The organism is Comamonas odontotermitis (genome assembly GCF_040396735.1).
GTDB lineage: Bacteria > Pseudomonadota > Gammaproteobacteria > Burkholderiales > Burkholderiaceae_C > Comamonas > Comamonas odontotermitis_C.
Window position 1 is genome coordinate 57,900 of record NZ_JBEBNZ010000005.1, and the last position, 15,499, is coordinate 73,398.

The 15,499-nt window shown below is 62.7% G+C and carries 14 protein-coding genes; 1 reads left to right on the forward strand and 13 read right to left on the reverse strand.

The window, feature by feature from the left end; translation table 11 throughout:
* Positions 1-12: 12 nt before the first annotated feature.
* A complete protein-coding gene (locus ACH2DG_RS07030) occupies positions 13-1,935 on the reverse strand; it encodes a PrkA family serine protein kinase (protein WP_395025062.1) in 1,923 nt (640 codons plus the stop codon).
* Positions 1,936-2,455: 520 nt separating this feature from the next.
* Between ACH2DG_RS07030 and ACH2DG_RS07035 the strand changes: the two genes are divergently transcribed.
* Positions 2,456-4,408, forward strand: a complete 1,953-nt coding sequence (locus tag ACH2DG_RS07035) for a PhoX family protein (protein WP_395025064.1) — start codon at positions 2,456-2,458, stop codon at positions 4,406-4,408.
* Positions 4,409-4,490: 82 nt separating this feature from the next.
* On the opposite strand, the gene trxC is transcribed toward ACH2DG_RS07035, so the two are convergent.
* The 12 genes from trxC to ACH2DG_RS07095 form a co-directional block, all read right to left on the reverse strand.
* Positions 4,491-4,928, reverse strand: coding sequence for a thioredoxin TrxC (gene trxC, locus ACH2DG_RS07040; RefSeq protein ID WP_395025065.1), 438 nt, complete (start codon positions 4,926-4,928; stop codon positions 4,491-4,493).
* 130 nt (positions 4,929-5,058) lie between these two features.
* Positions 5,059-5,898 (reverse strand): endonuclease/exonuclease/phosphatase family protein, encoded by an 840-nt coding sequence (locus ACH2DG_RS07045; protein WP_395025067.1) that lies wholly within the window; start codon positions 5,896-5,898, stop codon positions 5,059-5,061.
* 83 nt (positions 5,899-5,981) lie between these two features.
* Positions 5,982-6,374, reverse strand: a complete 393-nt coding sequence (locus tag ACH2DG_RS07050; RefSeq protein WP_395025070.1) for a VOC family protein — start codon at positions 6,372-6,374, stop codon at positions 5,982-5,984.
* Positions 6,375-6,410: 36 nt separating this feature from the next.
* A complete protein-coding gene (locus ACH2DG_RS07055) occupies positions 6,411-7,238 on the reverse strand; it encodes a carbohydrate ABC transporter permease (RefSeq protein WP_395025071.1) in 828 nt (275 codons plus the stop codon).
* On the reverse strand, positions 7,235-8,134 hold the full coding sequence (locus ACH2DG_RS07060; RefSeq protein WP_395025072.1) for a carbohydrate ABC transporter permease: 900 nt from the start codon (positions 8,132-8,134) through the stop codon (positions 7,235-7,237). The genes ACH2DG_RS07055 and ACH2DG_RS07060 overlap by 4 nt, the downstream gene beginning before the upstream one ends.
* Positions 8,135-8,244: 110 nt before the next feature.
* Entirely contained in the window at positions 8,245-9,543 is a 1,299-nt protein-coding gene (locus ACH2DG_RS07065; protein WP_395025075.1) for an ABC transporter substrate-binding protein, read from the reverse strand.
* 82 nt (positions 9,544-9,625) lie between these two features.
* Positions 9,626-10,648 (reverse strand): ABC transporter ATP-binding protein, encoded by a 1,023-nt coding sequence (locus ACH2DG_RS07070; RefSeq protein WP_395025076.1) that lies wholly within the window; start codon positions 10,646-10,648, stop codon positions 9,626-9,628.
* A gap of 137 nt (positions 10,649-10,785) precedes the next feature.
* Complete coding sequence (locus ACH2DG_RS07075; RefSeq protein ID WP_395025078.1) at positions 10,786-11,316, reverse strand: DUF2905 domain-containing protein; 531 nt, start codon at positions 11,314-11,316, stop codon at positions 10,786-10,788.
* 180 nt (positions 11,317-11,496) lie between these two features.
* Entirely contained in the window at positions 11,497-11,703 is a 207-nt protein-coding gene (locus tag ACH2DG_RS07080; protein ID WP_395025079.1) for a hypothetical protein, read from the reverse strand.
* 449 nt (positions 11,704-12,152) lie between these two features.
* Positions 12,153-13,085, reverse strand: a complete 933-nt coding sequence (locus ACH2DG_RS07085) for an ABC transporter permease (RefSeq protein ID WP_395025081.1) — start codon at positions 13,083-13,085, stop codon at positions 12,153-12,155.
* A 10-nt stretch (positions 13,086-13,095) separates the two neighbouring features.
* The gene (locus ACH2DG_RS07090; RefSeq protein ID WP_395025083.1) at positions 13,096-14,151 is read right to left on the reverse strand and encodes an ABC transporter ATP-binding protein; all 1,056 of its coding nucleotides are present in this window, start codon (positions 14,149-14,151) and stop codon (positions 13,096-13,098) included.
* A 1-nt stretch (position 14,152) separates the two neighbouring features.
* On the reverse strand, positions 14,153-15,286 hold the full coding sequence (locus ACH2DG_RS07095; RefSeq protein ID WP_395025085.1) for an ABC transporter substrate-binding protein: 1,134 nt from the start codon (positions 15,284-15,286) through the stop codon (positions 14,153-14,155).
* Between the last annotated feature and the right edge of the window lie 213 nt (positions 15,287-15,499).

A 15,499-nucleotide genomic window follows, 5' to 3' on the forward strand; every position in this document is an offset into this window, starting at 1 on the left:
GTTCCCGCTGCCTCAGCTGCTCTTGCGCACGCGCAGGTACCACTCGCACAGCAGGCGCACCTGCTTGGGCGTGTAGCCTTTGGCTTCCATGCGGGTGACAAAGTCTTCGTGCTTGCGCGCATCCTCGGCACTGGCCTTGGCGTTGAAGCTGATGACGGGCAGCAGCTCTTCGGTGTTGGAGAACATCTTCTTCTCGATCACCAGGCGCAGCTTTTCGTAGCTGGTCCAGCTCGGGTTCTTGCCCTGGTTGTTGGCACGCGCGCGCAGCACGAAGTTGACGATCTCATTGCGGAAATCCTTCGCATTGGCGATGCCGGCGGGTTTTTCCACCTTCTCCAGCTCGGCATTGAGCGCATTGCGGTCGAACACCTCGCCGGTGTCGGTGTCGCGGTACTCGCTGTCCTGGATCCAGTAGTCGGCGTAGGTGACGTAGCGGTCAAAGATGTTCTGGCCGTACTCGCTGTAGCTCTCCAGATAGGCGGTCTGGATTTCCTTGCCGATGAACTCGGCATAGTGCGGCGACAGGTACTCCTTGATGTAGCTGGTGTACTGGGTCTCCAGCTCGGCAGGGAACTGCTCGCGCTCGATCTGCTGCTCCAGCACATACATCAGGTGCACCGGGTTGGCCGCCACCTCGGTGCTGTCGTAATTGAACACCTTGGACAGGATCTTGAAGGCAAAGCGTGTGGAGATGCCCGACATGCCCTCGTCCACCCCGGCGTAGTCGCGGTATTCCTGGTAGCTCTTGGCGCGCGGGTCGGTGTCCTTGAGGCTTTCGCCGTCGTAGACCTGCATCTTGCTGAAGATGCTGGAGTTCTCGGGCTCCTTCAGGCGCGTGAGCACCGCAAACTGCGCCATCATCTTGAGCGTGCCGGGCGCGCAGACGGCGCTGGCCAGCGAGGATTCGCGGATGAGCTTTTCGTAGATGCGCACTTCCTCCGACACGCGCAGGCAATACGGCACCTTGACGATGTAGACCCGGTCAAGAAACGCCTCGTTGTTGCGGTTGTTGCGGAAGGCCTTCCATTCGCTCTCGTTGCTGTGGGCCAGCACCAGGCCGTCAAAGGGAATGGCGCCAAAGCCCTCCGTTCCCTTGTAGTTGCTCTCCTGGGTGGCCGTGAGCAGCGGGTGCAGCACCTTGATGGGGGCCTTGAACATTTCCACGAACTCCAGCAGGCCCTGGTTGGCCAGGCACAGGCCCCCCGAGTAGCTGTAGGCGTCGGTGTCGTCCTGGGCAAAGTTCTCGAGCTTGCGGATGTCGACCTTGCCCACGAGGCTCGATATATCCTGGTTGTTCTCGTCGCCCGGCTCGGTCTTGGCAATGGCCACCTGCCGGGAGATGCTGGGGTAGCGCTTGACGACCCGGAACTGGCGGATATCGCCACCGTATTCCTCCAGGCGCTTGACGGCCCAGGGAGAGAGTACGTGGCTCAGGCAGCGGCGTGGAATGCCAAACTGCTCCTCAAGCACCGGGCCATCCTCCATCGGATCGAACAGGCCAAGCGGCGATTCGTTCACGGGCGAGCCCTTGAGCGCGTAGAACGGCACCTTCTGCATCAGGTACTTCAGGCGCTCGGCGATGGAACTCTTGCCGCCCCCCACAGGGCCCAGCAGGTAAAGAATCTGCTTGCGCTCTTCCAGGCCCTGCGCGGCGTGGCGGAAGAAGCTCACCACCTGCTCGATGGAGTCTTCCATGCCATAGAACTCCGCAAATGCGGGGTAGCGGCGGATCACCTTGTTGGCGAACAGGCGCGAGAGGTGCGGATCATTGCGGGTATCTATCATCTCCGGCTCGCCGATGGCGGCCAGCATGCGGTGCGCAGCCCCTTCGTAGACCATCGGGTCGCGCTGGCACAGAACAAGAAACTCGTCGAGCGACATTTCCTCTTCGCGCAGGCGCACGTAGCGGGCGGCAGAGTTGCTGATGACATCCATACGACCTCCGTGGCGGCACCAAAGGGGCTGACCATGCCGCAAAGTTGCTAGGGACCCTCTGCAAAACTCCCTGCCGTGGTCTGGCCACGGTCTCGGGCGATCCGCATCCATCTCATTGGGAGAGGGTTTTGCAGAGCCTCCCTAGGCATTCGTTATCGTGACTTGGTTGTAGCACCTTACACCAGCTTTGACCAGTCCACCTGTCCTACACACGGATGTCCGCAATGGGGGCAGTATTTCTGGTTCCAGCGCCACCACCCGCTTGGGGCCTGAAAAGACGCCCGCGCGCCTTCGGATTTGCGCGCACAAGCGTCGCGCCAACGCACCACCAATGCCCCGCCAAAGGGCGCCATTCCTGCGCCAGACGGCACTCCCCCACCGTCATCAAATCGTTATGCAACTGTCATGAAGCTGCCATTTTGCGGTCGGATACTCGGTGCGCGCCACAGAGTACTTCGCCCCGCTTGTTGGGGCCTCTGTGGACTTTCCAATACACCACAAATCCCACGGAGTTACCGTTATGAGCGCAGTGTTGACATCGCGTCGTCGTCTCTTGCAACTATTGGGCGGTGCGCCCCTGCTGCCGCTCTCCGGCTCGCTGTCGGCGGCTGGCCTGCTGACCGCCTGCGGCGGCGGTGGCGATGACGACACGCCCTCCGCGCCCTTCAAGTCGGTCAGCTTCGTCAGCATGGCAGCGCCCACCCTGGCGGTGCCCGCCGCCATGGCCACCACCACCACCAACGCGGCAATGAGCATCCTCTACGCCGACAACAGCACCCGCGAAGTCAAGCTGGCCTACCAGCCCTTCTTCGTGACCGGTGACATGGTCTCCGATGGCAAGGGTGGCAAGATCCTGGCGGGTGGCTATGTGGACATCAACAACAAGCCCATCACCGACACCACGGTGGCCGGCAGCGAGCGCCAGTTCTTCTCCGACTCGCCGGACGGCACCTCCCTGCTGACCGTGCCCGATGCCAAGGTTGACGGCGTCAAGGGCAAGCCCGTGTTTGCCGTGGTGCAGTTCGAATACACCACCTGGGCGCAGGATGGCAAGACCGACATGTACGGCAAGCTGCCTTCGCCCATCGCCGTGCTGACGCTCGACCAGGACCAGGACAGCGGCAAGCTGAGTCTGGTGAAGTACCACAACGTGGACACCTCCAAGGTACATGGCCTGTGGATTACCTGCGGCGCGAGCCTGTCGCCATGGGGCACCCACCTGTCCAGCGAAGAGTACGAGCCCGATGCGTTCACAGCGGCCAGCAACGCCCAGTTCAAGGCCTACAGCAAGAACCTGTACGGCGATGAAACCAAGGCCAACCCCTACCACTACGGCCACATGCCGGAAGTGACGGTGAACAAGGACGGCACCGCGTCGATCAAGAAGCATTTCTGCATGGGCCGCATCTCGCACGAGCTGGTGCAGGTGATGCCCGACGCGCGCACCGCACTGATGGGCGACGACGCCACCAACAGTGCCTACTTCGTGTTCGTGGCCGACAAGGCCAAGGACCTGTCCTCCGGCTCGCTGTACGCGGCCCAGGTGGGCGCGGGCTTCTCCATCGACCCCGCCACCGGCAGCGCTGCAGGCCTCACCTGGATCAAGCTCGGCTCGGCCACCAGCGCCGAAATCGAGAACCTGGCGAACACGCTCAAGCCCACCGACATCATGTCCGTGGCGAGCAAGGACCCGCAAGACGCCAGCTTCACCAAGATCGTTGCCAACGGCAAGACCGAGTGGATCAAGATCAACCCCGGCATGGACAAGGCCGCCGCCTTCCTCGAAACCCACCGCTACGCCGCCTACAAGGGCGCCAGCATGGGCTTCACCAAGATGGAAGGCACCACCGTCAACGCCAAGGACAAGATCGCCTACTCTGCACTGCAGAACTGCGAAAAATCCATGGTGGCAGGTGATGCCGCCAACGTGCCAGGCAACGGCGTCTCCATCCCCAAGACCTTGAAGGCAGGTGCCGTGATGGCGCTGAACCTGCGCGGCGGCCAGAAGGACACCAGCGGCGCCGCCATCGACAGCGAGTGGATGCCCATCGACACCAAGGCCCTGCTGGCGGGCGAAGACATTGCCGCCGACGCGCTGGGCAACACCGGCAACCCCAACAAGATCTGCAACCCCGACAACCTCAAGTTCTCGGAGAAGATGCGCACCCTCTTCATCGGTGAAGACAGCGGCCAGCACGTGAACAACTTCCTGTGGGCCTACAACGTCGACACCAAGCAGCTCTCGCGCATCATGTCGATCCCTGCGGGCGGTGAGTCCACCGGCCTGCATGCGGTGGACGAGATCAACGGCTGGACCTACATCATGAGCAACTTCCAGCACGCCGGTGACTGGGGCGCCATCCACAACGTGGTCAAGGAAAAGCTCGATCCGCTGATCAAGGCCAACTACAAGAACAAGTTTGGTGCTGCCGTTGGCTACCTGACCGGCGCGCCACAAGGCATCAAGCTGTAATCCCACGCTCCGCCAGCCGCGCTGGAGCACCAAAAGGGCCATCTACGGATGGCCCTTTTTCCTTTGCATCGGCGAAAGCGCGTCAGATCACCGACTGCACCCAGCGCACGATATCGCCTGGCGGCAGGGCGCCCGAAATGCGCTGCACCTCCTGGCCGCCCTGGAACACCACCATGGTCGGAATGCTGCGGATATTGAAGGGCTGGGCCACATGCGGATAGGCTTCGGTATCGAGCTTGGCAAAGCGCACCTGCGGCTCCAGCTGCTTGGCGGCCTGGGCAAAACCGGGCGCCATCTGGCGGCAAGGCCCGCACCAGGGCGCCCAGAAATCCACCACGACCGGAATCTGGTTGCGCCCCACCTGCCTGGCAAAGCTTTCTGCATCGAGCTGCACCGGCTCGCCGGTGAACAGCGGCTGGTGGCAACTGCCGCAATCGGGATGCGCGCTCAACTGCTCACGCTTGACGCGGTTGGTGGTATGGCAATGGGGGCACACAATGTGCAGGCTGTCTTCAGGCATCGGCTGTTCTCCTTGGCCTGCATCGTACGGGCAGGCTGCACCCTTGCAACTGAAGGCGATTGCCGTATTTTCAAGCCGGGCCGCGTCAAGCCGCGCCACGTCAGGCCGGGCCGCGTCAGGCCGCGCCGCGTCAGGCCAGGGTCAGCAGCACTGGCTGGTGGTCAGAGAGTTGCGTGGCGCCGTCGCTGCGCCAGCCCTGCACATGGCTGCGCAGGCTGTCGCTGACCAGCGCAAAATCGCAGGCCACCGGCGCCGGGCCCCAGGTGCGGTCAAACACGCAGAAGGTGGCAGGCTGCGGCACATCGCCCTGCAGCACCTGCCAGCTGTTGTGCAGGGGGGCCGCCCCAGGCGCTACCAGGGCCGCATATTCGGCATCAAGCGGGCCCATGTTGAAATCACCGCACAGTACGGCGTGCGGTGTGTGCACCGGTGTGGTGTAGGGTGTAGCAGCAGGCGCACTGCCGGGCGGCGCGCCGCACTGCGCCAGTGCCTCGGCGTGTATGCCTTGCAGCGCCCGCACCTGTGCCATGCGCTGCGTGGCGCTGTGGTATTCGAGGTGCGTCGTCATCACCCGCACCAGGCCCAGGTGCGGGTCGCGCACCGTCACCACCAGGCAGCCGCGCGGCATGCTCACCACGCCCGCTTCCGCCAGCCAGGGCAGCCGGTGGTGGGCCACCTCGGCCACCGCCAGGCGCGTGGCCACCAGGTTGCCAAAGCTGCGGCGCTGGCCCTGCGCATCAAAACCATCGGTGGTTGCTGCAAAAAACAGCTGCCAGCCGGGCAGCAAAGCCTGGATCTGGGCCACCTGGTCGCCCGGGCCGCCTGCCAAGGCCTGGTGGCCCACTGCCACCTCCTGCAGGCACAACACGTCGATATCGCCCATGCCCTGCGCATGGCGGACGATGCGCGCCGGTTCGGCAACGCCATCGAGCCCGCAGCACCATTGCACGTTCCAGGTCAGTATCTGCATGCGCTCCAATACCTCGTCGAATGAAGATCAGACGCCCATCCATCAAGCGCCAAATGCTATAAAAACAGGGGTAAGCAACCGCACTACACGGGGTCGGCAGGTGCGCGCAGCTGAAACACATTGCCTTCGCAGTCCATGGCGTTGCAAGCCACGAAGCCGGGGCCCTGCCATTCGTCGTCAAACACCTGGCCGCCCAGCTGCGCGGCCAAGGCGCGGGCTGCTGCCATGGAATCCACGGTGGCGAAAAACTTCAGCGCCACATTGTCGCGCTTGGCGGGCGGTGTGGACACATGCACATGCTCGGCAATCGCCGCAGGAATGGCGTGGATCAACAGCTGCAGGTGCGCCGATTGCAGCACCACGATCTCATCCCTGCGGTGCAGCTCGCGCATACCGAGGATTTGCGCATAGAACTGCGCCAACAGGTCAAGGTTCTTGGCGTAGATCAGCACGCCAGCTGCTGCAGGTCCGGACATGGGTTGCTCCCAGAAAGATGCGCTGACTGTAACCGGCTATTTGATGCCTGCGCGCATGAAGCTTTGCACAAACTGCCGCTGGAACAGGATGAACCCCACCAGAAGCGGCGCCGAAGTCATCAAGGTGGCGGCGGTGATGGTGGACCAGTCCACCCCCTGCTCCACGCTGGAGAACACCTGCAGGCCCACGGTCAGTGGGCGCGACTCCACGCTGTTGGTGATGATCAGCGGCCAGAGAAAGTTGTTCCAGTGAAAGCTGACGGACACCAGTGCAAACGCCGTGTACACCGGCTTGGCCAGCGGCACGTACACCCGCCACAGAATCTGCAGGGTGCTTGCACCTTCCACGCGCGCGGCCTCGTCCAGTTCCTTGGGGATGCCCATGAAGGTCTGGCGCAGCAAAAAGATGGCAAAGGCCGACGCAAAGTACGGCAGGCCGATGGCAAGCAGCGTATCGACGAGACCCAGGCGGGCCATGGTCTGGTAGTTCTCCACCAGCAGGATGTCGGGCATGATCATCAGCTGCACCAGCACCAGTGCAAAGGCAATGTTCTTGCCGCGGAACTGGTAGCGCGCAAAGGCGAACGCTGCCAGGGTGGAGAGCACCAGTTGCGCGGCCAGGATGATGGCGACGAGCAAGGTGGTGTTCAGAAAGTAGCGCGCAAAGGGCGCCGCTTCCCAGGCATTGCGGAAGTTCTGCAGGGTCCAGGGGGCGGTCAGGTCGAACCGGATGGCGTAATCGCTGGGGTGGAAGGCCGTCCAGAACGCATAGGCGAGCGGCAGTATCCACAGCAGGGCCAGCAGCCAGGCAGCCAGAGTGTCGAACCAGGTATGGCGGTAGATCACGGCAGGTGCGGCGTTCATTTGTAATGCACCTTTTTGTCGAGTACGAAAAACTGGAACAGCGCCACACTCGCCAGCACCACGACCAGAACCACGGTGATTGCCGCCGCGTACGCGGTATCCCAGAACTTGAAACCCACCTCGTACAGGTGGTAGAGCAGCAAGGTGGTGGCGTTGTCCGGGCCGCCGCGCGTCAGGATGAAGACGTGGTCCACCAGCCGGAAGGCGTTGATGACCGCGTTGACCAGCACGAACAAGGTGGTCGGCATCAGCAGCGGCCACTGCACGCGGCGGAAGAAGTACCAGCGCGATGCGCCTTCAATGGCGGCCGCCTCCTTCAGGCTCGGGTTGAGCGTCTGCAGCGCGGCCAGGTAGAAGATCATGAAGAAGCCCGCTTCCTTCCACACCGCCACCAGGGTGACCGCGCCCAGCGCCGTGGACGGGCTGCCCAGCCAGTTGTGCGACGGCAGGCCCAGCGCGCCGGTGACCTGCTCCAGCAGGCCGTACTGCGGCGTGTAGAAGAACAGCCAGATATTGGCCACCGCAATCATCGGCAGCACCGTGGGCGTGAAATACGCCATGCGGATGAAGGTGCGGCCCGCGATGCGCTCGTTCACCCACACCGCCATCAAAAGCGCCAGGCCGATGGACGCCGGAATGGTGGCCGCCGCAAACCACAGGTTGTTGCGCACCGCCTGCCAGAACACCGGGTCATCGACCATGGTTTCATAGTTTTCCAACCCCACCCATACGGCAGCGCGCGCGCCTTTGGGGGTGGAATGGAAGCTGTCGATGAAGGTAGCCACCGCTGGCCAGTGGGTGAAGGTGACCAGCAGCACCAGCGCAGGCAAAAGCAGCAGCCAGGCGTGGATGCTGCGCTGGCCCGAGCCGGCGGCGGAGGAGGAAGATGCACTCATTCCAATCGATTTCTTTTTCTACGTGGTGAAGCTATCGCACCGCACGGGCATGCACACAAACGCTGGGGCGGCAATGCCGCACCAGGGCCTGCATGCACGCCCCGCGGTCATCACTGGTAGCTGCGCAGGATGCGATCCGCTTCTTTCTGCGCATCCTTCATGGCCTGCGCCGAAGTCTTGGTGCCATTGAGCGCAGCCTGCACGGCGTCGTTCAGCGCCTTGGTCACGCGCTGGTTGTCATGCGTCGAGAACTCGGCCACCGACACGGGCAGCTGGTCGCGCGCCACCAGCGCCTGCGGAAACTCCTGGCCGTACTTCTTGAGGGCTGGCGTGTCGTACGCGGCAGGCGACACGGCCACGTAGCCGCTGTCCATGCTCCACTGCGCGGCGCGCTCGGGCTGGGTCACCCACTTGGCAAATTCGAACGCGGCCTGCTGCTGCTCCTTGGGCGCCTTCTTGAAGATGTAGAAATTGCCGCCGCCGGTGGGCGAGCCGCCCTTGCGCACATTGCCTGCGATCTGGCCCACGCCGAAATCGAACTTGGCGTTGGCCTTCAGGTTGGTCAGGTTGCCGGTGGTGGTGATGATGATGGCGGCCTTCTTTTCCATGAAGTCCTTGGGGGTGGTGCCCCACTCGACCACGCCCTTGGGATGCACGCCTTCCTTGGTCAGGTTGACCCAGAACTCCAGTGCCTCGATGACCTTGGGATTGTCGAAGGTGACCTTGGTGCCCGCCTCGTTGGCCAGCAGCACGTCGTTGGGGGTGGTCAGGGTCTGCAGCATCCAGTAGGCAAAGCCGGTGGATGGAATCTGGATGCCGTACTGCGTGACGTTGCCGTTGGCATCCTTCTTGGTGAGCTTCTTGGCAGCCTCGTTCAGCTCCTTCCAGGTGGCGGGGGCCTTGTTCGGATCCAGGCCCGCTTCCTTGAAGGCGTCCTTGTTGTAGTACATCACCACCGTCGAGCGCTGGAAGGGCACGCCCCAGGTCTTGCCGCCGGTCTGGCTGTTGGCCATGAAGGCCGGGTAGAAGCCCTTGAGCCAGGCCTTGTCGGCATCGGTCTTCACAAAATCGTCAATCGGCGCAATGGCGTCTTCGTCGATCAGCGTGAACATATCGGTGGACAGCAGCACCGAGGTGGCTGGCGCCTTGCCCGATTTGTTGGCCGTGAGCGCCTTGACGATGGTTTCCTGGTAGGTGCCCGCATAGATCGGCGTGATCTTGTACTGGGGGTGCGCCTTGTTGAAATCCGCTGCATAGCCGTCGATCACCTTGGTGATCGGGCCGCCCACAGCCACCGGATAGTAGAACGGCACTTCCAGCGGATCGGCAGCATGGACGACCGTGGCGGTCAGGCCCAGCATGGCGGCGCTGGTGGCGAAAATGGTTTTCAAGAAGGTATGGCGTTGCACGGGATCACTCCTGTTATCGGCAAAAAAGCAAAGGGCGAAAGACCAAAAGGGTCAGAAAAAGGGAACCGGAAGCTGGGTGGCCTCACTGCATGCGCCGACCTTCGGCGTCAAAAAAATGCATGTCCTCCACCTGCCAGGCCAATGGCATGGCCTGGCCGGTACTGGTGTGGTGCTGGCCGGGGGCGCGCACGGTGATCTGCTCGCTGCCGATGGCGCAGCGCAGCACCACATCGGCGCCCAGGTATTCCTGCCCGGCAAGCTGTGCGTTCACGCCGCCCTGGCCCAGCGCAACGGCTTCGGGCCGCAGGCCCAGCCAGGCAGCGCCCAGCGGCGCGGCCAGGCGCACATCGCTGCCGGCAATGGCGCAGTCGTCGAGCTTGAGCAGGTTCATGGCAGGCGTGCCAATGAAGCGCGCCGCGAACGTGGTGGCGGGCCGCGCATACATGTCGCGCGGCGCGGCGCATTGCTCCACCCGGCCCTGGTGCAGCAGCACCACCTGGTCGGCCATGCTCATGGCTTCGGCCTGGTCGTGCGTCACATAGACCACGGTCAGGCCCAGGCGCTGCTGCAGTTCGCGCAGCTCGGCGCGCATCTCCTGGCGCAGCTGTGCATCCAGGTTGGAGAGCGGCTCGTCCATCAGGCACACATGGGCCTGCGCCACCAGCGCGCGCCCAAGCGCCACGCGCTGCTGCTGGCCCCCCGAGAGCTGGCCCGGCCTGCGGTCCAGCAGGTGCGACAGGCCCAGCAGATCGGCCGCGTCCTTGAGGCGCTTGTCGGCCTCTGCCTTGGGCACCTTGCGCACCGACAGGCCAAAGCCGATGTTCTCGGCCACGCTCAGATGGGGGAACAGCGCATAGTTCTGGAAGACCATGGCAATGCCGCGCTGCGCAGGGGGCAGATGGGTGACGTCCTTGCCCCCGATCAACACTTTGCCGGACGTGGCACTTTCGAGCCCCGCAATGATGCGCAAGGTGGTGGATTTGCCGCAGCCCGACGGCCCCAGCAGCACACAGAAACTGCCCGGCGCGATCTTCAGATCCACGGAATGCAAGGCCGTGGTGTTGCCCCAGGACTTGGCAACCTGCGTTAACTCAATGGATGACATCGCCCCAGTGTATGAAGGTACGATGACAATTTGTTTACAAACTTTCCCGCATATTCGTGCGATATCAAGGCGCCTGTGGTCGCACGAGAGGACTGGTTGCGTTACATCTATGACAGTTTTGCAGCGCAGGGCCAGCTTTACAGATAACGCGCAATCCCCGCCGCCAACATGCTCAGCAGCACGGTGGTGGCAATCGGCAGCCAGATCTTTCGGCCGAAGACCGTGATCTCGAAATCGCCCGGCAGGCGCCCAAGGCCGATCTTGCGCAGCAGTGCAGAAAAGCCGTTGAGCAGCAACAGCGCAAGAAAGACGACGATCAGCCAGCGGAACATGGCAGCCAGTGTAGAGCTTTCGCAGCCTTGAGAGCCGCTAACACAACCCAGCAAATCGCGGATTTGCGGTTGAGACGAGGCGCCCCCGACGAAGCAACGACGTATCAAGGGTTGTGTAGCGGCTCTACAGCGACGTCCCATGAACCAACCAACAGCCTGGGCGTTCATATTCGCAATCAGAAGAAACACAGCAGCTCGAGCAAGACAGGGAAATCGTACCCTCTCAAGCTTGTGGCAAATGCCGATGATCACGTCTGCTTCAATATGACAAAAATAATTTATTGAAGAATTTGATGGATTAAGAACATTAATAAAAATATTGGCAAATAGTGCCATCACATCTGCCTGCCAATGGAGGCCTGCCACGCGAGAGCGCGCCGTGCACTGGTTCGACACGGGCAACAAAAAGTTCCAATGAATTTTGTCAAACGACTACTCGCACACAGAACGCTGCATAGCGCAACACGCGACTCAGCATGCTTCGGAAATTACCGATGGATAGACTTGCTCCAGCTTCTAGTTGGATGGATTGCTGGATCCGTCACTTCCATTCAATAAACCAAAGGCCCGAACAATCATCGCCTTTGGAGTATCGAAGTTCGGCGCACTCTCTGTATGGCAATTGAGGCCGTAACGGAAATATCCATCCGTGAAATACACAGGGAGGTCACCGTAATTTTTGATGGCCTGCTCCATCGCACGAATCACGTCAGACGCTTTCATTGTTTCTCGATTCAATAAATTTGACATGGGTCTCTTTTCAAACTCATCTTCACTTATGAGATTTTCAAAGAGGCCACTCAGTCTTTTCTTGATGCTAATCAGTGCCGAGATTTGGTTTTCAATTTCTTGCGTTTTGTTTTCCTCTCTTCACAGACCAGCAATGCGCTCAAAGTAGCGAGAAATCACAACAGGTTTCCCACTGCACTCTTCTGCCATTTCAAACGAGGTGCATGTCGATGAAGCCCGCCACCACGGTCTTGCCCTCTGACGGTCAAGGCGGAGGCAAACTCGGTTTCCCGCGCCCGGTGAAGACTGTGGCGTTGGGGAACAGGCAGGAAGGCATCGCGGAGGCGGTCATTCGGAAAAGTGCAAAAAAGCGGACAAGGTGCTGAAGTAACACAAGATACTCAAGCAACCGTTGTCCGCGAATCCACCACCCGATAATTGTTCTACCGCTGCACGCCCCAGCGCCTGACGGTGACCCGCTCCAGCTGGTGAAAGCCCAAGGTCTCCACCAGGAGGCCGATGATGATCACCAGCGCCAGCCCGGCGAACACCTGGTCGGTGTAAAGCTCGTTGCGGCTTTGGAAGATGTACCAGCCCAGGCCCCCCTTGCCCGACGAGGCGCCGAACACCAGCTCCGCCGCGATCAGGGTGCGCCAGGCAAACGCCCAGCCAATCTTGAGCCCCGACAGGATGGACGGCAGCGCCGCAGGCACCAGGATCTGCAGCACATAGCGCACACCCCGCAGGCCATAGTTGCGGCCCGCCATGCGCAGGGTGTCGGGCACGGCCTGAAAGCCCGCATACGTGGCCAGCGCCAGCGGCCACAGCACCGAATGCACCAGCACCACCAGCAGGCTGCCCTGCCCCAGGCCGAACCACAGCAGCGCCAGCGGCAGCAGGGCAATGGCGGGCAACGGGTTGAACATGCTGGTCAGGGTGGTGAGCAGATCGCGCCCCCACTGGCTGGAGACGGCCAGCACCGTGAGCAGCAGCGCCCCCGCCACACCCAGCAGATAGCCCTGCACCAGAATGCCGAGCGACACCGCCGCCTTGGCCAGCAGCTCGCCATTGGCCAGGTCGCGCACCAGGGTGGCGGCGGTCTGGGTGAAGGTGGGCAGCAGCAGGTCATTGTCCTGCCAGCGGGCAGCTACCTCCCATACCAGCGCCAGCACGGCCAGGATGATGGCCTTGCGCAGCAGCGGGTGCTGCAGCAGCCGTGTGGCCAGTGGCAGTGCGCGCGCCTGGATGTCGGCGGGTGCAGCAGGCAGCGCATGTTCGGCTTCGGGCCGGATGGGCGGCTGCTGTGGGCCGCTGCCGGATGCGGAAGAAGGCGCGCCACCGGCAGGGGCGATTGCGGCAATCGTGACGGATGTCATGGGAGTCCTTTCATGCCGCGCGGCGCAGGCCGCCATCTGGAACATTTGCGATGTTTTGGGCCGCTGCCACATGACTGGCGCGCGCCTCATCATCAATATCTAAAGCAAGCTCTTCTTCAAACAACAGGCGGTGAATGCGCTGGTGTGCGGCCTGGAAGGCGGCGCTCCCGCTGCTGGCCAGATCAAAGCTGTGGGCGTTGATCTCGGCGCGCAGGCGACCGGGGTGCGGCGAGAGGATGGCAATGCGGTTGCCCACCACCAGCGCCTCTTCGATCGAGTGGGTGACGAACACCAGGGTAAAGCGCAGCTCGTCCCACAGCGCCAGCAGCTCCTCCTGCATGCGGCGGCGCGTCAGCGCGTCGAGCGCGGCAAAGGGCTCGTCCATCAGCAGCACCTGCGGGTGCATGGCCAGCGCGCGCGCAATGGCCACGCGCTGCTTCATGCCGCCAGAGAGCTGGTGCGGGTGCACATCGGCAAAGCGGGTCAGGCCCACCTTGTCCAGGTACCAGTCGGCGCGCTCGCGGGCTTCCTTCCGGCTGGCGCGGCGCGAGGCGAGCAGCGGAAACATCACGTTCTCGCGCACGGTCTTCCACGGCGGCAGCTGGTCAAATTCCTGAAACACCATCACCCGGTCCGGCCCCGGGCCATGCACCGGTGCACCGCCCAGGCGAATGGCGCCCTCGCTCACCGGCACAAACCCCGCCATGGCCTTGAGCAGGGTGGATTTGCCGCAGCCCGAGGCGCCCAGCAGCACAAAACGGTCGGCCCCGTGCACGCCAAAACTCACCTGGTGCGTGGCCCGCACCACGCGCTCGCGGGTGGCGTAGTCGATGCTGACCCGGTCCACCTCCAGCAGGGCTTCACTGCGCCGCAGCTCCGAGCCCGCTTGTGGATAAGTTTGTGCAGAAGCCGAGAGGCGGCCCGCCAGCTCCGCCTCTGCTTGGCTGGCAAAAGGCTCGGCCGCGCTGCGCAGCCAGGCAGAGGCTCCCACGGCCACATCGCTGTCCTGCCCGCCTGCATCACGCCCCAGACCACCCAGATTTCCAAAAGCAAAGTTTCGCCACATATCAGCTCCCTCCGGCAATGCGTGGGTCGTCAAAGAAGTAATCCTTGGCGGCTTCCGGCCGGGTCTTGATGACGCCGACCTTGTACAGAAACTGGCCCAGGCCCACCGTGTTCTGCGGCTGGATGGTGAACTGCACCAGCGGATTCTTCAGAATCTGCAGCACCAGGGCCTTGTCCACCTTGCCGCCGCCACCGCTCTTCAAGAAGATGTCGGCCGCCTTGTCGGGGTTGGCCTTGATGAACTGGGCCGATTCATCGAGCGCATCGACAAAGGCGCGGTAGGTCTTGGGGCTCTCCTGGCGGAACTTCTCGGTCGCGTACAGCACCGTGGACGAGGCGGGGCCGCCCAGCACGTCGTAGCTGTTCAGTACGATGCGGGCGTTGGGGTTGCCCGCCAGCTCCAGCTCCTGGAAGGGCGGGTTGCCAAAGTGCGCGCTGATCTCGGTGCCGCCCTTGATGATGGCAGCCGCCGCATCCGGGTGCGGCAGGGCCACCTGCAGCTTGTCGAGCCGCTGGTATTCCTTGTCGCCCCACAGCTTGGCCGATGCGTACTGCAGCACGCGCGACTGCACCGAGACGCCGACCGCCGGTGTGGCAATGCGGTCCTGGTCGGTGAAATCGGCAATCGTCTTGACGGCGGGGTTGTTGCTGACCAGGTAATACGGAAAGTTGCCCAGCGAGGCCACGCCCTTGACGTTCTGCCTGCCCTTAGTGCGATCCCACAGCGTGAAGAGCGGCGCAACCCCTGCCCCCGCAATATCGACGTTGCCGGACAGCAGCGCGTCGTTGACCGCCGGCCCGCCCGAGAACTGCAGGTAGTTGACCTTGATGTCCACGCCCTGGGCCTTGCCGTGCTTCTCGATCAGTTGCTGATCCTGCGCCACATTGAGCAGCAGGTAGACGATGCCGTACTGCTGGGCAATGCGCAGCTGGCCTTCAGCCGCCTGTGCCACACCGGTGCCCAGCCCCCACAGCAGGGCCGTGGCGGCCAGCACGGCGGCCGCGTTCTTGCGGGCACCGCGCAGGGCACGGCGGCGACTGGCGGCCGGAGATAGCTGCGCGCCGGTCGCTATGGTTTTTGAATGTGCTTGCTGGGGTTGGCGGGCAGTAGGCGCCCATTGGTTGTTGAATTTCATGGCTTAAAAACGATGCGAGGGGTGAATGGCCCCGGCAGGCGCACCTTGCGAAGTGCGTGGAGGCGCGTGCCGGGGGCAGGGCGTCAATCGCCGCGAAGAGGCAGGAGGTGAAAGCCGTTGATGGGCCGCAATGGCCGCGCTTTCCGTCTGGGATCAATACGCGGCAGCCATGCACAACGACATCAAAAACAGGAGCTGTCCGCACTTTCTGGA